This is a genomic window from Orenia sp. (assembly GCF_055140805.1).
Genome location: NZ_JBSQYM010000045.1, coordinates 1 through 19,011, shown reverse-complemented (window position 1 = coordinate 19,011; position 19,011 = coordinate 1). Strand labels below are relative to the sequence as shown.

Sequence of the window (19,011 nt, the reverse complement as noted above, 5' to 3'; positions counted from 1 at the left end):
CCTTTTAGGGTTGTCACCTAAAGGTTCTCTCATTTTTCTATTTTTATAAATGTAAATTTTACTTTAACAAATTATGGACTAAGTTAACGCGTATGATATATTAGTATAATAACTCTACTTATTATTCACTAATTGCTACTGGGAAGGGGGTGATGGCAGGAAAATCTTGAGCATTTAGCGGTATTATTATTTATATTTAGTTTGCAAGATTAAAAAATGAGAGGAAGTGTAGAAAATGATGAACAAATTGAGAAGAAGAATGAAAGCTGAGGAAGGTTTTACTTTAATTGAATTAATGATTGTTATTGCTGTATTGGGAATTTTGGCAGGTGTGGCTATTCCTAGAATAACTGGTGCTAGGACTAAAGCTATAGATTCTGTTCTACAGAGCACTGCTGTTTCTGTTAAAAGTGCTGTTGAGACATTTTATTCTGAGTATGGTGAATATCCAACAGTTACAGTTAACAATGACGATGAATTATCTGCGTTTAATTCTCCTAGTAATGGAGAGATGACTATGAAATTAACTCCTAGTCGAGCAGTTAAGTTGGTAAGCTATAGTAAACCTACTAGTGAAGATGCTGATGGTTCAATAGTTCTTAAGGATAAAGATGGTAAGAAACAAATAACAATAACATTAAGTGAAAAGAATGGTGCTAGTGTTGCAGAAAGTACTGTAGATTATACTGCTCCAAGTGGTAAATAATCAAATTACCATCATAGGAATATTCCTATGATGGTAATTTGATTTTCTTTAAGGGGAGGGTGAGGTTAATGTCAGTAATAACATTTATCTTGGGTTTAATCATAGGCAGTTTCCTAAATGTAGTAATTTATCGTGTGCCTAACGGAGAGTCGATTGTTTTTCCGTCTTCTCATTGCCCAAATTGTCAGACTAATTTAAAGATTTGGGATTTAGTTCCTGTTGTTAGTTTCTTGTTCAGTGGAGCTAAATGTCGTTATTGTAAAGAGAAGATTTCGTGGCAGTATCCATTAGTGGAATTGCTAACAGGAATTATTTTTTTGCTGTTATATTGGAAATATAATTTAAATATTGAATTATTAATATTTATAGTGTTAAGTTGTTTATTGATAGTAGTTAGTTTGATTGATTTCAAGTATCTGATTATCCCTAATCAGATTAATTATTTTGGAATTATAATAGGTTTTATTTTGAGTATCTTCTGTTTAAATCAATCTATCTACTCTGTATTATTAGGTGCTTTAATCCCAGCAGCTATCTTACTTTTAATAGCAATTATCAGCAAAGGTGGAATGGGTATGGGAGATGTTAAATTAATAGCGATGGTAGGTGCTTTTTTAGGTGCTAAGTATGGTGTAGCTTCCATTTTTTTGGGAGCATTGATAGGTTCTGTTGTTGGTGGAGGCTTAATGCTAACAAAAGTTAAAGGAAGAAAGGATAGAATCCCCTTTGGTCCTTTTATTTCAGTAGGAGCTTTAGTGATGATGTTGTGGGGAGAAGAGATTATTGATTGGTATTTGGAATTATTCAATTTAATATAAATGATAGGAGGGATTGATAAGTATGCCCTTCAAAGTTGATTTTAATCAGGAAGAAGGAGTTACTTTACTTGAAGTAGTAGTGGTAATTCTAATATTAACTGTTGTTTTGGTAGCTATATTAGGATTTCTAATTAATAGTATTAGAACAACTGATGATGATGAGAAATATTCTGAAGCGTTATTTTTGGCTAGATGGACTATTGAAAGTGTAAAGAGTATAGCACTAAACACCTACGACTTTACTATTACTAATTTAATAAGTGAATTAAAAAATCTTGATGATATTACTGTAGAAGGTGAAGAAAGTAATTTATTAACATTTACTTTGGATAGTCATCCTGATTTTGATATAAGTGTTAAGTTAGAAAATTATAGTGGTGAAGATTTAAAGAAAGTTAAGGTTAAGATTTTGTGGAATAATAGAAGAGGGAATTCACAAAAAGTAGAGTTAAAAACTTTAGTAACAAAAAGGTGATGTTATGAAATACACTAGTGATAAGGCGTTTACTTTGGTTGAATTACTAATTGTAATAAGTATTTTGGGAATTATCGGAATTATTGCAGGAAATTTATTGATTACTGGTTGGAAAACAGAAAAATTTAATAGAGAAAAACTATCTCTACAATCTGAGGCTAGGATAATACTGTTAAGATTGCCTAAAGATTTACGGCAAATAATGGAGATTGATGCAGGGACTACTTATATAAAAATTAAAGTAGATACAAATAGTGATGGGGATATAGAGGATAGTACTGATAAATATAAAAGATATGAATATGATAACAATAAGAATAGTATTAATTACTGGAGTATTCCTGCTACACCAATTACAGATGATAATGATGATGGTTGGCCAGATGATTGGGGAGATACCAATAGAGTATTTGCTAAAGGATTAGTTAAAAATTTAAAATTTGTTTTTAATGATAGTAAAAAAGAATTAGAAATTAAAATAGATTTTAGTCAAAATCCTAATAAAGAAGATATTGATAACTATAGTGTTCGAGATAAGTTTTTTTTAAGATTGTTAAATTAAACCTTATTTACGAAAGGGGGGAGGGAGAATGTTAAGAAATGAGGAAGGGTCAGCTTTAGCTCTTACTTTGTTTACTATTGTTATTTTATCTGTATTAACAATTGGAATTTCAAATTCTATAGTAAATGAAATTAAAGCGACGTCAACTGAGAAAGACCAGATGCAAGCTCATTACATAGCAGAAGCAGGTATAGAAAAGGCAATCTATGATATTAAGGCTGGAGATATACAATTAGGTGTTAATCAACCATTAACTCTTTCTGATGATGAACAATCTGCTTTAGATAAGACTAATTCATATTATAAAATCACTGATGGTGAGGATTCAAACTATGATTATCGTATTGAGGCTCATGGTGAAGTTAATGATATTACTAAGACAATAACTGTTATCTGTAATAGTAGTGGATATGGTGGTCTTTTTGATTATTCAGTTTTTTCAGAAGGAGATGTTACTTTTAAGAATAATACTGATTTATATATTGATAAACTAGGAAGAGGTGGCATCTATACTAAGGGAAATGTAACTTCGGGTGTACATTTATATGTACATGACACTCCAAATAATCCAGAAGATAGCTATGAAGTTTCTGATTTATATAATAGTAAATATATAAATGTAGATAAAGAAGATAAGTTATCATTTTTTGATTTTGATATTAATTATTTAAAACAAATAAAAGATGAGGATTATCCTGTATCTGAAAATAAACTTAATACCAAAAAAGGTCTTGATTTAAAGATTGAAATTAATGGAGACAGAGTTGTTTATATGGGTGGAGAGAATATTTATATAGGTAATTTGGATTTGATTTCTGATGGTGAAGGTGGAATATTATTTGTAGATGGTAATTTGGAATTGAAAAATGATACTGATATAAAAAATTATATAGTAATAGTTACAGGTAATATAATATTAAAGAATAATCTAACCATGCAGAATGGATTGTTATATTCAAAAGGTAATATTAGTGAAATTAAGAATAATTCTAATATAACAGGTACTGTAGCAGCTAAAAATGGAGTTAATTTTAAGAACAATACTACTTTAACCTTCGATAATTCTTATATATCTATTTTAGAAAAATACGGATTATTATCCCATTCAGAAGGAGATAATAGCAGTAATGGTTTAGAAATAATTTCTTGGAAAGAAAACTAATTATTTATTACAAAGCGAGGTGAAATAGTGGGATTATTAACTACTCTAAAGAAAAAAATTAGATTATTTAATAACAACAATATAATTGGATTAGATATTGGTGATCAATCGATTAAATTAGCTGAGGTCAGCACTAATAAGCAGGGGATAGTCTTAAATAATTTAGCTATTAGCCCTGTTCCAGAAGGTGCTGTCAAAAATGGAGATTTAGATGACATAATTAAGTTAGAAGGGTTATTAAGACAGCTTTTAAAAGAGAAGGAGTTCCAAGCTAGAAAGGTTGTTGCAGCAATCAGTGGAGAGCAGGTAATTAGCAGGATGATTGATGTTCCTGTGATGCCTATAGAGGAATTGGCTGCAGCAATCAAATGGGAGGCAAGTGAAAAACTACCGATTCGAATTGAAGATGTAGTTTTAGAGTATGAGATTTTAAGTCAAGCTGAAGATGATAGATATCAGGTCCTATTAATTGCAGTAAATAAAAAATTAATTAATAAGTACCTAACTCTCTTTAAATCATTGGAGCTAGAGCCAGTAGCAATCGAGATAGAACCAGCAGCTATAGCTAGAACTATTGGCAGATTGGGGCTGGCGGGGACTATTGGGGTGATAGATATTGGGACAAATACTACTGATATCTCAATTTTGGATAAAGGGAAGTTGTTATTTACTAGAAATATAGGATTGGGTGGAGAGAGTATAACCAATGATATTGCTGAGATGCAGGAATGCTCTTTTGAAGAGGCTGAGAGTTATAAAATAAGTACTAATTTATTTGAGCAGGAGGATATTAATTTAATTATCAGAAATTTGACCACATCTATTTATAGGTCTTTAGATTATTTTCAGGTACAATATAGAGGTTTTGATATTGACAAGTTAATTATTACAGGTGGTGGAGCCAATTTAATTGGTTTTGCTGAGTATTTAAGTAAGGAGTTTGAAATCAGTGTGGACAAGTTGAATTTGTTAGGTTATCTCAGCTCAGAGGTGGTCAGTGATAAATATCTATCAGAAGTAGAGCAGTTATTAGGTGTGAGTATTGGATTAGCTCTTAGGGAGGATGATGAAAAATGATAAATTTATTGCCTCCAGATTATCCAAGGTCAAAGACTATTAGTGAGAGAATGATGGTATTAATCCTTATATTTAGTATTTTGACTGTAATAGTATTTGGATCATCTTTTGTTTTAAGTATTGTAGTAGAACAAAAGACTCTTGAAGAGAAGATGGCTGTTGTTGAAGGAAAGATAATAGATATCAATGATCAACTAAAGAGTTTAAAGGGAATAGAAGTTAAAAAAACTCAAATAGAAGAGAGATTAACTAAGTTAGATCAAGCATTTAATCAAGACTTGGAATGGGTGATGATACTAAAGGAATTGAGTAGCGTGATCCCTAATAATACTTGGTTAACTAGTTTAGATATTACAGAAGATAGACAGTTTAAGATGGAAGGCTATATTTTATCTGGGAGTAAATTAAAAGACATAATAAAAAATTGCCAAAAATCAAAAATATTTGCAAATATTAATTTGAAGATATTTGATCAAAGAAATATACATTATTCTACAGATTATGAAGATGCAGAAGGGTTTTATTATGAGATTGATGGGACAATAGATAAAAGTTTAGATGACAGTCAATCAAAGGATAAGGGGTGAGGTCATTGTTAGATAAATTACAACCCCGAGAGAAGAAGCTGTTAATTGTTTTTTTGATAATAGCAGGATTATTCGGTCTTTATTCATTATATGGATTATATCAGTCATATCAGGAGAAGTTGAACAGTGATAAAGCAAGGTTAAAAAAATCAATAATATCATTAAAAGCGATGAATGCCAAGTTAGCTAAAAAAAATATTGTAGAGCATCAATATAAAATACTCTTAAAAGAATTGAATGAAAGAGAGAATCAATTTTTGAATCGAGATGAAAAGAACAAATTTCTAATAGATTTAAATCAAGTAGCTCTAAACACAGGGGTTAAAGTGTTGGGTATTCAACCACAAAAGACCGAGCTGGAAGAGCTTTATATCAAATTTCCGACAATTGTAAGGTTGCAAGGAAGTTATAGTGAGATAGTTGATTATATAGACCAGATAAAGCAATTAAGTTATATAACTAGGATAAGAGATCTAAATATTGAGCTGATAAGGGAAGGGGATTATTTACAGGCTAATATAATCATAGTGAGTTATGCCCTAGATAGGAAGGGGGTAGAGCAGTGAAGCTAGCTATACAGGATTCTAAAATAGTAAATATTTTAGAAGATAAACGAGTAATTTTATTTCTAATATTAATTTTATTTTTATCAAGTATGAGTGTATTGACTTATAGAATACTCTGTTTTTATAAAATTGGTGAAGAGCGAATTAACTTTGAACAAAATTTGAATAATACAGTTAAAGTAGCTGATCTATCGACTAAAGAGGATATAGCTCTAGAAGAAGCTAAAGTAACTAAAAAAACTAAAGTAACTAACAGAGAAAAAACTATGAATAATGAAAAAGTAGTAGCTAAAAACCCTTTTAAAATTTTATTAAAGAAGATTGAAAAAGAGAAGGTAGAAGATGATAAAATAGAAGGTAATAAAATAAAAGTGAGAAATATTGAGCTTCTAGGTATATTAAATAATCAATTCAGCAAAGTTGCTATTATCAAGTTTGGAAAAGAGAACTCTTTGGTTCAGATTATAAAGGTTGGTGAAGAGTTTGCTGGTTTAATTCTCAAAGAGATCAAAGATGATAAGATAGTTATGGAGAGTCAAGGAAAGAATTATATTTATACTCTTGGAGGTGAAGAGAATTAAAAGTAAGAGAAGAACTATAAGTGTAATTGGTTTTGTAGTATTAGTTACTTTGATTGTTCTAAGTTATTCTTCATTAGCAGCAGAGGATAAGATTAATTTAAGTTTTAAAGGAGTTGATTTAAGGGATGCTTTTAGAGCTTTAGCAGATGTAGCTAATATGAATGTAATTACAGATAGTACGGTAAAGGGAACAGTTACTGTAAACCTTAAAGATATATCATTTATGAAGTCGATAGAGCTATTAACTATGACCAATGGACTGGGTTATCGAGTTGTAGGTAATACAATCTTGATTGGTAACCCTGAGAGTTTAAGAGAAAGCTTTGATAAGAAAGTTAGCAAAGTATTCAAATTAGAGAACGCCGACCCTAAGGAAGTAAAGAAGAGTTTGACTATGTTTCTTAAGGAGGATTCAGTCAGGATTGATGATAGAACCAAAAGTGTTATAGTCACAGCCTATGAGGATAAAATAGGTGAGATAAAAAATGTAATTAAAGGTTTAGATAAACCAAGTAAACAAGTAGTAATCGAAGCTCGAATTGAGGATGTTTCCCGTGATAAATTAGATAATATGGGGATAGATTGGAGTTTTGCTACAGGAACTACTTCAAATGGTGCTTCAGTAATATGGGATAATGCTGATAGTAGTGATTCCAAAGAATCGAATGTGTTTGAAATTGGAGATGTAGGAATATCATATACAAGTCTATTAGCTGCTTTACATCAAAATGGTGATAGCACTACATTGGCTAATCCAAAAATTTCAACAATGGATGGTAAGGAAGCTGTTATTAATATTGGTCAAGAAGTACCAATTATCACCAAAGAAGAAGAGGATGATAAAATAACAACAAAAGTAGAATTTAGAGATGTAGGTACTGTTTTAAGACTTACCCCAAGAATTAATGATAATAATAATATCTCTTTAGATATTAGACCTGAAGTAAGTGAAGTTAGTGACTATGTTGATAATATGCCAGTAATTAACACTAAAAAAGTTGAAACGAATGTGAGAGTTAAAAATGGGCAGACTATTGCTATTGGTGGATTAATTTCTAATAATCAGATTGAGAAATTATCTAAAGTCCCTATATTAGGAGATGTGCCTATTTTAGGAAAACTATTTAGAAATCGTAAAATGACTAATGAAAAAAGGGAGCTAGTTATCTTTATCACTCCTAGGATTATTGATGAAAATGAAGGAGAAACAACAGAAAAAAATTCAACAGAGAGCCATAATACTGAAAATAAAAATCTTATAAATGCTAAAGAACCAAATGAATTATTCAGTAAAAATTTGAAACCTTATGAGTACCAAATTAAGGATGGAGATACATTTTGGAGTATAGGACGGTTATTTAAGATATCTTTTGCTAAGATTATGGTTTATAATAATATAGATTCGCCAGAGAAGTTAGAAATAGGTCAACGATTATTGATTCCAGTTCCTAAAAATCGTTATTATGAAGTTAAGTCCAATGATTCTATTAATAATATAGCTAAGAAGTATAATGTTTCTATAGATGATCTTAAGAGGATAAATGGAGTAGATGCTTTGCAAAATAAAGAAGGGGTCGAGTTGGTGCTTCCTGTGGAAGTAGAAGAGTAAATATTTAATTTCTTTAGGATAAGGCTTGTTACTTAATTAAGTAACAAGCCTTATTTCTTATTTATTTAAGTCAAGTCTCTCTTATATTTATTGGCAAGATGATTGAAGGATATGTTATAATTATAGCTGAGTATCAGAAGCAGTTTAGCAGTTATTAATAAGTAAAATAAGCAAATAATTGTTAATTAAAAACAATTTATATTATTCGGGAGGGTAACTATTATGGGTTTGATAGTAATGTCTTTGCTTATAGGGGTTTTAATTGCTTATAAAGGCTTATTACCAGAGAATTTATATAGTTTTACAGATAAGTTGACTTTAGTTGGATTATTTTTATTATTATTTACTATGGGGGTTAAAATCGGTATTAATTCAGAGTTAGTAAGTAACCTTAATGCTTTGGGATTTAAGGCAATGATGTTATCATTAGGAAGTATATCAGGTAGTATAATTTTACTGTTTATATTTGAAATTAAGTTTAATGGGGAGGATTAGGGATGTTAGGTGCTATAATAATTACTATAATATTAGGTGTTGCTTCTGGTTATTTTATTCTCCCAACTTCATCAATAGAATACTTGGATTCAGTTTCAACTATCTCTTTAGCTATCTTATTATTGGGAGTAGGTATAGATATTGGGAGAAATAAAGGGATAATAGATGATCTAAAAAGGTTGGGATTTAAGGTAATATTAGTGCCTGTTTTAATAGCTATAGGTAGTATAACAGGAGCAATTCTCTTTGGGATTTTAATTAAATTACCAGTTAATGAGTCATCTGCTATTGGTGCTGGATTTGGTTGGTATAGCCTTTCTGCAATCATACTGACTAAAACTTATAGTACAGACATTGGTGCTTTAGCGTTTTTAACCAATATATTCAGGGAGTTATTTGCATTAGTCTTAATCCCTATACTGGCTAAATTAGGGACTAAGATTACAGTAATTGCTCCTGGAGGGGCTACAACAATGGATACAACCTTACCATTAATCACTAAAAGTGTAAATGATGCAGAGATTGCAGTAGTTGCTTTTATTAGTGGTGCAGTGCTGTCTACACTTGTTCCAGTTTTAGTTCCCCTGTTAATTTAGTTGTAATTAGAAAATAATAAGTTTAGAGTTATTTTTTAAAGAGTGATTTAAACCACTTAATAGGTGCAGGTACTTTGAATCCTCCACCAACAGCTTTCATATCATCGTGTTCATTTTTAGACCAAGCAAATAAAAAATCAATCTTCATATTATAACCTCCTTTTATGTAGGTTTAACTTACTATTTACATTATGAGAGAGCAATGGTTTTGGTTACAAGTTTTTAAAATTTATTTTCAGTATAAGTTTATTATACTCAGTTTGTTATCCCCTTTAGTCCATTTTATTCCATTTGAGAAAAGGAGATTAGTATTGAGTATAGAATTATTATTAATTGCGGGGATTTTTTGTGTTTTTTGATATTAGAGATAAATATATAATTCTTTTATACTTTTTAAAGTTTATTGAAATAATAAATCTGTATAATATCTATAAGGAAATGGGTGATAAGGATATGGAATTTGAACATTTAACTGTATTATTAAAAGAGACTATAGATTATTTGAATTGTAAAGAAGGGGGGATATATGTTGACTGTACTTTAGGCGGTGCTGGTCATTCTGAAGAGATAGTCAAAAGAATTGGTTCTAATGGTAGATTGATTGGTATTGATCAGGATAGTGCAGCAATTACAGCAGCTCAAGAGAGGTTGAGTAAGTATCAGACTCAGATAGATTTAGTCAAAGATAATTATCGTAATTTGGCTTATGTGTTAGATGATTTAGCTATAGATAAGGTAGATGGTTTTGTCTTTGATTTGGGAGTATCATCTTATCAGCTTGATACTCCAGAACGGGGCTTTAGCTATAACTATGATGCCCTCTTAGATATGAGAATGAATCCTGACAGAGGTAGAACTGCAGCCGATTTGCTTAATAATCTATCTCAAGATGCATTAGCAGAGATTATTACTGAATATGGTGAGGAGCGGTGGGCAAGTAGAATTGCTGAGTTTATTGTTGAATATCGTAAAGAAGATAAGATAGAGACCACTTTTCAGTTAGTAGATATAATTAAAGCAGCTATTCCAGTTGGGGCAAGGCGTGAAGGCCCTCATCCAGCTCGAAGAACCTTCCAAGCTTTGCGGATAGCTGTCAATAACGAATTGGGTATTATTGAAGATGCTATTAAAGATGCTGTGTCTAGGTTGAATAAAAAGGGAAGAATCAGTATTATTACTTTTCATTCCTTAGAGGATAGAATAGTTAAACATACCTATAAAGAACTGGCTAAGAAGTGTACATGTCCACCAAAGTTCCCAGTATGTACTTGTGATACTAGGCAAGAAGTCAAAATTATAACAAGGAGTCCAATTGAGCCAAGTCCAGAAGAAATCAGTCAAAATCCAAGATCTAGAAGCGCTAAATTAAGGGTAGCAGAGAAGCGATAAATTGTTCTAAAATAGAAGGTTGGTGAATAAAGTTGGTAAAGAGACCTAGAAGAGAATATCTTGATCATCACCAAGGTGGAATTAGACGGAATGCTCAACATAAAGTCAGACAAAAGCAGGATAATAATACCTTTAAACTGATGTTCTTTTATAGCTTTTTGCTCTTTTTAGTAGGGGTAGTTTTCATCATATATATTAATCAGTATGTTCAGGTATCTAGACTTAATTTTCAGGTTGAAAGGTTAGAAGAACAGAGGGATGAGTTAAAGACTGAAAAGGCTTATTTACAATTGGAGATATCTAGCTTAAAATCTTTGCAAAGGATTGAAGAGATTGCTAAAAATGAGCTGGGAATGGCAGAGCCTAAAGATATAAATTATATCGTTATGGCAGAGCCTAAAGAGAATAAAAGTAAAGATATAAATCTAGCTAAAAACAGAGATAAAGAAACAAAACCTGCTAAGAAGGGGATTAAAGATAGAATATTTGCTTGGTTTAACAATATATCTCAAGTTCAGGCAGGAACTTTGGATGAATAATCTCTATTTATAAATTAATATCTTAACAAATATATATTTTAGTAGGGGGCACTAATAGAAGTTAAAATCTGTATAAAATCCTCCTAATAATTGGGCAAGGGGGTAGTTAGTTGAGAAATTTAAGATTAGAGACCAAAAAGAGGATTAATTTTTTATTTATAATTTTAATGGCTGTAATGTTATTTTTAATAGGTAGATTTTCATGGATACAGATTATAAGTAATAATTTGTATCAAGAGAAGGCTTTAGGACAGCGTTTAAGGGAGTTAAAGGTTGAGCCTAAGCGTGGAATAATTTATGATAAAAATGGGGTGGAATTAGCAGTTAGTGCTAGTGCTGATACTGTTGTAGCAATACCAAAAGAGATTAAGAATCCAGAAGAGACAGCAAGAAAGTTATCTGAAATTTTGGATCAAGATCAAGATAAAATCTATAAGAGGATAACTAGAAAGGCTGCTGCTGTATATATATCTAGGAAGATAGATGATGAACAATCTAAAGCTATTAGGGAGTTAAATTTAGATGGAATAACCTTTACTGAGGAGACTAAGCGTTTTTATCCTAAGGGGATGTTGGCTTCACACTTATTAGGTTTCTCAGGTGTAGATAATCAAGGACTACAAGGTTTAGAATTGTCTTATGATAATCAGTTAAAGGGTAATCCAGGAAGAATCTCTATTGAGAGTGATGCAGTTGGGCGTAAGATTCCAGAAGGAATTAAGGATTATAAAGCTCCTGATGATGGGAATAATATTTACTTAACAATAGATAATGTACTTCAATATATAGCGGAACGGGAACTAGATAAGGCCTTAACGAAACATACTGCTGAGGCAGCTACTATTGTAATGATGGATCCTAATACTGGGGAAATTTTGGCTTTAGCAAATCGGCCAGCTTATGATCCTAATAATTTTGCTGAATATTCGCCAGGATTATGGAGAAACCGTGCTGTTTCTGATACCTATGAACCAGGCTCTACTTTTAAGATTATTACTACTTCTGCTGGCTTAGAAGAGGGAGTAGTTCATCCTAATGATAAATTTTTTGATCCAGGATATATAGAGGTGGCAGGTCAGATTATTCATTGCTGGAAGAGTGGGGGGCATGGTAGTCAGACCTTTGCTGAGGTTGTACAGAATTCTTGTAATCCTGGTTTTGTTCAAGTAGGGCAACGTCTAGGAAAAGAGACTTTCTATAAGTATATCAAGGCCTTTGGTTTTGGAGAAAAGACTAATATTCAATTTCCAGGTGAAGCTAAGGGATTAATGTATACCTTACCTCAAATTGGACCAGTAGAGTTGGCTACTATGGCTTTTGGTCATGGGGTTTCAGTTACTCCAATTCAACTAATAACTGCGGTATCGGCAGTGGCAAATGGTGGTCAATTATTAAAGCCTCACCTAGTTAAAGAGATTAGAAGTACAAATGGTAAATTAATCAAGAAGATAGAGCCAGAGCCTATTAGAAAGGTTATTTCTAAAGAGACTGCTAAAACTGTAAGACAGCTTTTAGTTGGTGTGGTTGAAAATGGTTCGGGACAGGCAACAAAATTAGATGGATATGAGATAGGTGGTAAGACAGGGACAGCCAAATATTATGGGCAGAGGAAGTATAATGTCTCTTTTATAGGAATGCTTCCAGCAGATAAGCCAGAAGTGGTTGCTTTAGTTGTAGTTTATGGTTTAACAAGTGAGCCTCATTATGCCTCTCAAGTAGCAGTTCCTATCTTCCATAATGTCATTAAAGATGCTGTAAGATATCTAGAAATACCGCCAAAAGAAGATAAGAAAGATGGAGAAGATGAGAAAGAACGTATCAAAAGAGTAAAAGTTCCTAATGTTAAGAATTTATCTTTAAATATAGCTGAAGAGATGTTAGCGAAACAAGGACTAAAGGTGAAATTAGAGGGAGAAGGAAAGGTTATTGTTGATCAAGTTCCTAATCCTGAAGTAGTTGTTAATAAAGGAAGTACAGTTATATTATTCTTTGATGGTGCTGAGAAGAACAAAAATAGATATAAAGTTACTGTACCAAATTTAAAGGGGATGAGAGTCAGAGAAGCAGCTAATATCATGAGTGATTTGGGCTTGCGATTAAAATGGCAGGGCTCTGGAGAAGTTGTCAAACAACGACCAGTAGCAGGTAAAACTGTTGACTCTGGAGAGTATATTACAGTTTGGTTAAGATAGAAACTGTGAAACTTTATATTTTAGGTGATAGTGTATAGTTTACAGTTGATAGTTTTTTTAGGAGTGTTAAATTTCTTGGAAGATAATCATTAATCTTTTAACTATACACTATCAATTATCAACTTTTAACTGAATTAAAGGGAGGCTTAAAATGCTTAAATTACAGGAACTACTTAAAGTGTTAGAGTATCAAGAGTTTAATCAAGGTCTAGATATAGATATTGCAGGGATAACTTATGACTCTAGGAAGGTAAAGGAAGGATATTTATTTGTAGCAATTACTGGATTTAAGTCTGATGGACATGAATTTATTATGGATGCAATTGAGAATGGAGCAAAGGCTGTTGTTGTAGAAAAGGATATTGAGGTTAGTGGGGTTCCAGTAATTAAAGTAGGGGACTCAAGGAGGGTCTTGGCTCAATTAAGTGCTAAGTTCTATGGATATCCATCTCAAGAGCTAACAGTGGTTGGGGTAACAGGTACTAATGGTAAGACAACAACTACCTATTTAATCGAAGCTATGCTAAAAGAGTTAGGAATTAAGACAGGGTTGATTGGTACTATTAAGACTAAGATCGGTGATAAAGAGGAGGATGCAAGTAGAACAACACCTGAATCTGTAGATTTACAGAGAATCTTTGCTGAGATGCTAGAGGATGGAGTGACCCATGCAGTAATGGAGGTCTCTTCTCATGCATTAGAGTTAGACAGAGTATTGGGAGTTGAGTTTGATCGTCAGGTGTTTACTAATCTTAGTCAAGACCATTTAGATTTTCATGAATCATTTGAGGACTATCTAGCAGCTAAGATTAAATTATTTAAGATGAATGATAAGCCTTCTATAATTAATATAGATGATGCTAGAAGTGAAGCTATTATTAAAGAGGCTAGAGGTGAAGTGGTTGGCTATAGCATCAACTCTGAATCTAACCTTAAAGCAGAAGATATTGAAGTAACTCAAAAAGGGGTAAGTTATAATCTAAAAACTGGTCAGGAGAAGCTAGCAATCAAATTAAACCTGACAGGGCGCTTTAATGTCTATAACTCTTTAGCTGCTATTGGAACTGTATATAGTTTAGGTTTTAACTTAGCGGATATTAAGAAAGGAATTGAGAAGATTGAAGGAGTACCAGGTAGATTTCAAGTTATAGATGAAGGTCAGGAATTTGGGGTGATAGTAGATTATGCTCATACTCCTGATGGGATGGAGAATGTATTGAAGACTGCTAGTGAATTTACTAGGGGGCGTAAGATAGTAGTCTTTGGTTGTGGTGGAGATCGCGACAAAACTAAAAGACCTATTATGGGGAGAATTGGAGTAACTTTGGGGGATTTTGCTATCGTTACCTCTGATAATCCACGTAGTGAAGAGCCGATGGCTATTATTGATGATATTAAAGTGGGGATTGAAGAGGAAGATAAGGTAGAAGGTGAAGAATACATTATTATTGAAGATAGAGCCACTGCTATTAAAAAAGCAATCAATCTTGCCAAGAGTGATGATATAGTGATTATCGTAGGAAAAGGTCATGAGACTTATCAGATACTCAAGGATAAGACGATTGATTTTGATGATAGAGAGATAGCTAGGGAAGCGATTAGAAGTGCAGTGACGAGTGATTAGTGTGAGTGTCAGGAAAAGCTAACACCACAAACACACTACTGACACTTAAAGGGGTGATATTTTGGAGACTCTCTATTTAGAGGAGATAGCTAAGGCTATTTCGGGAAAAATTATAGGAGATAAAGAGATAAAAGTAGATAATATTTCTATAGATTCTCGTCAGATTAAGCAAGGTGATTTATTTATAGCTATTCAAGGTGAGAATTTTGATGGACATAATTTTGTGATGGATGCCTTTGCTAAAGGAGCAAGTGTAGCTATAGTTTCAACAGAGGTTGATTCTAATATAGATAATACTTTAATTAAGGTAGAAGATACCACTAAAGCATTGCAGGATTTAGCCCATTATTATCGAAATAAATTTGATATTACTGTAGTTGCAGTAACTGGTAGTACAGGTAAGACTACAACTAAGGATATGATTTCTGCAGTTTTAGCAACAAGCTATAAGACCTTAAAGACGGCGGGGAACTTTAATAATGAAATTGGTCTTCCTCTAACCCTCTTTCGTTTAGATAGTAATTATGAAGCTGTTGTAGTTGAGATGGGGATGAGAGCTTTAGGTGAGATAGGTCTTCTTGCTAAGATAGCTGAGCCAGATATTGGAGTAATTACAAATGTTGGTGTGGCTCATATTGAGATATTAAAGAGTGTTGATAATATTGCTAAAGCTAAATCGGAGTTGATAGCTACTTTAAAAGAAGGTGGAGTAGCTATTTTAAATGGTGATGATGATAAGGTCAAAGATATGGATAGGCTAACTAAGGCAGAGGTTATTAACTATGGTCTAAAGCAGTATAATAAAGTGAGAGCTTTAGATGTAAACAGTTTGGCAAATGGCACCATCTCCTTTGAATTAGTCATAAGGGATATGGACTATCAAGAGACTGTTATTTTACCTATTCCAGGAAGATATAATGTTTATAATGCTTTGGCTGCTATCTCAGTAGGCTTAGCTTTTGATATTTCTTTAAATAAAATAGTAGATGGACTAAAGAATTTTGAATTAACCAAAATGAGAAGTCAAATTTTGACCACTGAAGATGGTCTTAAAATTATTAATGATACTTATAATGCCAATCCAGCATCAATGAGAGGGGCTATAGATACTTTATTTGATATTGGAGGAGAAAGAAGGATAGCTGTCTTGGGTGATATGCTAGAATTAGGCGATATAGCTGTAGAAGAGCACCAGAATATAGGTAGGATTCTTGCTGAAAAAGGGCTAGATTATCTCTTCACTTATGGAGAATTAGGAGCTTATATTGGAGAAGGTGCTAAAGCTAGTGGAATGGACAATTCATCTATCTATATCTATCAAGATAAAGAAAAATTAATAAAAACTTTATTGGAGATTATAACTGCTAATGATACGATTTTAGTAAAAGCTTCAAGAGGGATGGAGCTTGAGGTAGTTTCACAGGCATTATTAGAGGATTAGGGAGTGATAGTAATGATTGACTTAATATTTGCAGCGACTATAGCGTTGATTATCACATTATTAACTGGACCATTTTTAATAAACTGGTTGAGGGTAATGAAGTTTGGACAGAGTATTAGAAAGGTTGGCCCTCAAAGTCATCAGAAGAAAGCTGGTACTCCTACTATGGGGGGGATTATAATCATCTTGGCTGTAGTAATAGCTACTTTAGCTATTAGTGAGATAAGTCAAGAGGTTGTTCTAGCTTTATTTGTACTGCTTGGATATGGTTTTTTGGGTTTGTTAGATGATTCGATTAAGATAATCAAGAAACAGAATGAAGGATTAACTAGTAAACAGAAGTTATTGGGTCAGATTATAATTGCTGGAATATTGGCTTTTTTCGTGCTAACTAGATTAGAGATAGGAACTGATATTTTAATTCCTTATCTACAGCGAAGTATTGATTTAGGTAAATTATTTATTCCCTTTGTTATTGTAGTTTTAGTAGGGGCTTCAAATGCTGTGAATTTAACCGATGGTTTAGATGGTCTGGCTGCAGGTGTTACTATTATAGTTACAATTACCTATGCATATATTCTATATCAATTTGGAGCTAGTGATTTAGCTATCTTCTCTACGGCCATTGCAGGGGCTTGTTTAGGATTTTCTTGGTTTAATAGTCATCCTGCTCAAGTATTTATGGGTGATACAGGTTCATTAGCTTTAGGAGGAGCATTAGCTGCTTTATCGGTTTTAACTAAGACCGAACTCTTCTTATTTATTATAGGTGGAGTTTATGTAATGGAAGCTACCTCAGTAATGATACAGGTAGCTTACTTTAAGATTACTCGTCGCCTATATCAAGAAGGTAGAAGAGTCTTCAAGATGACTCCTATTCATCACCACTTTGAAAAGAGTGGATGGGCAGAATCGAAGGTTGTCGTTAGGTTTTGGATTATAGCAATTATATTATCATTAGTAGGATTATTGGGTTTTGCTAAGTTGAGTTAAGAAAGGAAGATAATATGGAATTAAAAGATAAGCTAATAACAGTTGTAGGGTTAGGTAAGAGAACTGGTGTAGAGACAGTTAAGTTTTTAGATAAACAGGGTGCCAAGATTATAGTTACTGATACTAAACAAGAAGCTCAATTAAAGGAAGAAATTGATGCGTTGAAGGGATGTAAAGTCAACTTTGATTTAGGTGGACATACTTTAGATTTAATTCTAAAATCTGATTTGATTATTATCAGTCCTGGAGTACCGACAGATATTTCTCTGTTACAAGAGGCAAGGAAATCTAGAATAGAGATAATTAGTGAAGTAGAGCTTGCTTATCATTTCTGTAAAGCTCCTATAATTGCTATTACAGGTACCAATGGTAAGACTACGACAACGACTTTGATTGGGGAGATATTTAAAGCTACTGGAAGAAAGACTGTAGTTGGTGGGAATATAGGTAGAGCATTGATTCAGGATGTGCCTAAATTAGAGAAAGAAGATATTGTAATAGCAGAGATTAGCTCCTTCCAATTAGAAGAAATTAAAGAGTTTAGGCCAAATATCAGCCTTTTCTTAAATATTACACCAGATCATTTAGACCGCCATGGTAGTTTTGAAGCATATATTGAGGCTAAAAGAAAGTTACTTATGAACCAGACCAAAGATGATTATACTATCTTAAATTATGATGATCCTATAGTTAGAAAATTTGCTGATAATACTCAAGGGCAAGTGATATTTTTCAGTCAGCAAGAAAAATTAGTAAATGGTATTTATTTAAAAGATAATAAGATAGTAGCTAATTTTTTAGAAAGAGAAGAAGAGATTATTGATATAAAGGAGATTGGAATTAAAGGACCTCATAATTTGGAAAATGCTTTAGGTGCAGTGGCTAGTTCTCTATTAATGGGAGCTAGTAAAGGTATATTAGTAGGTGTCCTAAAGAACTTTTCTGGGGTGGAACATAGAATTGAAGAGGTAGCTGTGATCAATGGTGTTCGATATATTAATGATTCTAAAGGAACAAATCCTATTGCTTCTATGAAGGCAATAGAGACCTTTGATCCACCGTTAGTTATTATCGCAGGTGGAAAGGATAAAGGGTCTGAATTTGATGATTTTGCTAAAGTTATTAGAGAGAAGGTTAAGGGTGTAGTCTTATTAGGAGAGACTTCTGATAAAATTGAAGCTAGTCTCAAGAAGATAGGATATGACTCTATTTACCGTGTTGAGAGTATTCAAGAGTCAGTTAAAGTAGCTACACAGTTAGCTTGTGGTAAAGGTATTGTCCTATTATCACCAGCTTGTGCTAGTTGGGATATGTTTGATAATTATGAGCAAAGAGGAAGAGAATTTAAAGAAGCAGTAAGAGCAGTTGACAGTGTACAGTTGACAGTTGATAGTTAAAAAATAAAGAGCTCAAAACTTTCATATAGTACTGATTACTATATATATAGGTGTCCAAGTCTAAAGTGTAATTTAATGGTTATATTGTGACATTTTCGTGTCAGGAATCAGGAATCTGGAACCAGTGTTTATAACTGATTCCTGACTACTGATTCCAGATTGCTAAAAGTGTTACATTACCTTTCTATTATTTCATTCTAGA

General features: G+C 32.6%; 19 protein-coding genes. All 19 read left to right on the top strand.

From position 1 onward, the window contains the following. Positions 1–235 precede the first annotated feature (235 nt). Positions 236–706 (top strand): type IV pilin protein, encoded by a 471-nt coding sequence (locus ACTCDL_RS06425; RefSeq protein ID WP_463175162.1) that lies wholly within the window; start codon positions 236–238, stop codon positions 704–706. Positions 707–774: 68 nt separating this feature from the next. Continuing rightward, positions 775–1,524, top strand: coding sequence for a prepilin peptidase (locus ACTCDL_RS06420; protein ID WP_463175160.1), 750 nt, complete (start codon positions 775–777; stop codon positions 1,522–1,524). Positions 1,525–1,546: 22 nt separating this feature from the next. After that, a complete protein-coding gene (locus ACTCDL_RS06415; RefSeq protein ID WP_463175157.1) occupies positions 1,547–1,999 on the top strand; it encodes a prepilin-type N-terminal cleavage/methylation domain-containing protein in 453 nt (150 codons plus the stop codon). A 4-nt stretch (positions 2,000–2,003) separates the two neighbouring features. Continuing rightward, a complete protein-coding gene (locus ACTCDL_RS06410; protein ID WP_463175155.1) occupies positions 2,004–2,561 on the top strand; it encodes a prepilin-type N-terminal cleavage/methylation domain-containing protein in 558 nt (185 codons plus the stop codon). 28 nt (positions 2,562–2,589) lie between these two features. Further along, positions 2,590–3,723 (top strand): pilus assembly PilX N-terminal domain-containing protein, encoded by a 1,134-nt coding sequence (locus tag ACTCDL_RS06405; protein ID WP_463175153.1) that lies wholly within the window; start codon positions 2,590–2,592, stop codon positions 3,721–3,723. 27 nt (positions 3,724–3,750) lie between these two features. Then, positions 3,751–4,800, top strand: coding sequence for a type IV pilus assembly protein PilM (pilM, locus tag ACTCDL_RS06400; RefSeq protein ID WP_463175151.1), 1,050 nt, complete (start codon positions 3,751–3,753; stop codon positions 4,798–4,800). Further along, a complete protein-coding gene (locus tag ACTCDL_RS06395; RefSeq protein ID WP_463175149.1) occupies positions 4,797–5,387 on the top strand; it encodes a PilN domain-containing protein in 591 nt (196 codons plus the stop codon). The genes pilM and ACTCDL_RS06395 overlap by 4 nt, the downstream gene beginning before the upstream one ends. A 5-nt stretch (positions 5,388–5,392) precedes the next feature. Continuing rightward, a complete protein-coding gene (locus tag ACTCDL_RS06390; RefSeq protein ID WP_463175147.1) occupies positions 5,393–5,953 on the top strand; it encodes a type IV pilus inner membrane component PilO in 561 nt (186 codons plus the stop codon). Beyond that, positions 5,950–6,534 (top strand): hypothetical protein, encoded by a 585-nt coding sequence (locus ACTCDL_RS06385; RefSeq protein ID WP_463175146.1) that lies wholly within the window; start codon positions 5,950–5,952, stop codon positions 6,532–6,534. Before ACTCDL_RS06390 ends, ACTCDL_RS06385 begins: the two co-directional genes overlap by 4 nt. Beyond that, complete coding sequence (locus ACTCDL_RS06380; RefSeq protein ID WP_463175143.1) at positions 6,521–8,143, top strand: LysM peptidoglycan-binding domain-containing protein; 1,623 nt, start codon at positions 6,521–6,523, stop codon at positions 8,141–8,143. Before ACTCDL_RS06385 ends, ACTCDL_RS06380 begins: the two co-directional genes overlap by 14 nt. 222 nt (positions 8,144–8,365) lie before the next feature. Next, positions 8,366–8,638 (top strand): LysO family transporter, encoded by a 273-nt coding sequence (locus tag ACTCDL_RS06375; RefSeq protein ID WP_463175142.1) that lies wholly within the window; start codon positions 8,366–8,368, stop codon positions 8,636–8,638. 2 nt (positions 8,639–8,640) lie between these two features. Further along, a complete protein-coding gene (locus ACTCDL_RS06370) occupies positions 8,641–9,234 on the top strand; it encodes a LysO family transporter (protein WP_463175140.1) in 594 nt (197 codons plus the stop codon). A 453-nt stretch (positions 9,235–9,687) separates the two neighbouring features. Further along, positions 9,688–10,623: a 16S rRNA (cytosine(1402)-N(4))-methyltransferase RsmH gene (gene rsmH / locus ACTCDL_RS06365; protein ID WP_463175164.1), complete on the top strand. Its 936-nt coding sequence runs from the start codon at positions 9,688–9,690 to the stop codon at positions 10,621–10,623. Positions 10,624–10,655: 32 nt separating this feature from the next. Continuing rightward, entirely contained in the window at positions 10,656–11,162 is a 507-nt protein-coding gene (gene ftsL / locus ACTCDL_RS06360; protein WP_463175137.1) for a cell division protein FtsL, read from the top strand. A 110-nt stretch (positions 11,163–11,272) separates the two neighbouring features. Then, positions 11,273–13,354: a stage V sporulation protein D gene (locus ACTCDL_RS06355; protein ID WP_463175136.1), complete on the top strand. Its 2,082-nt coding sequence runs from the start codon at positions 11,273–11,275 to the stop codon at positions 13,352–13,354. A 151-nt stretch (positions 13,355–13,505) separates the two neighbouring features. After that, complete coding sequence (locus tag ACTCDL_RS06350; RefSeq protein WP_463175133.1) at positions 13,506–14,978, top strand: UDP-N-acetylmuramoyl-L-alanyl-D-glutamate--2,6-diaminopimelate ligase; 1,473 nt, start codon at positions 13,506–13,508, stop codon at positions 14,976–14,978. Positions 14,979–15,039: 61 nt separating this feature from the next. Next, positions 15,040–16,419, top strand: coding sequence for a UDP-N-acetylmuramoyl-tripeptide--D-alanyl-D-alanine ligase (locus ACTCDL_RS06345; protein ID WP_463175131.1), 1,380 nt, complete (start codon positions 15,040–15,042; stop codon positions 16,417–16,419). Positions 16,420–16,431: 12 nt separating this feature from the next. Further along, positions 16,432–17,412 (top strand): phospho-N-acetylmuramoyl-pentapeptide-transferase, encoded by a 981-nt coding sequence (gene mraY / locus ACTCDL_RS06340; RefSeq protein WP_463175128.1) that lies wholly within the window; start codon positions 16,432–16,434, stop codon positions 17,410–17,412. Positions 17,413–17,426: 14 nt separating this feature from the next. Continuing rightward, positions 17,427–18,809: a UDP-N-acetylmuramoyl-L-alanine--D-glutamate ligase gene (gene murD / locus ACTCDL_RS06335; RefSeq protein ID WP_463175127.1), complete on the top strand. Its 1,383-nt coding sequence runs from the start codon at positions 17,427–17,429 to the stop codon at positions 18,807–18,809. Positions 18,810–19,011: the final 202 nt, after the last annotated feature.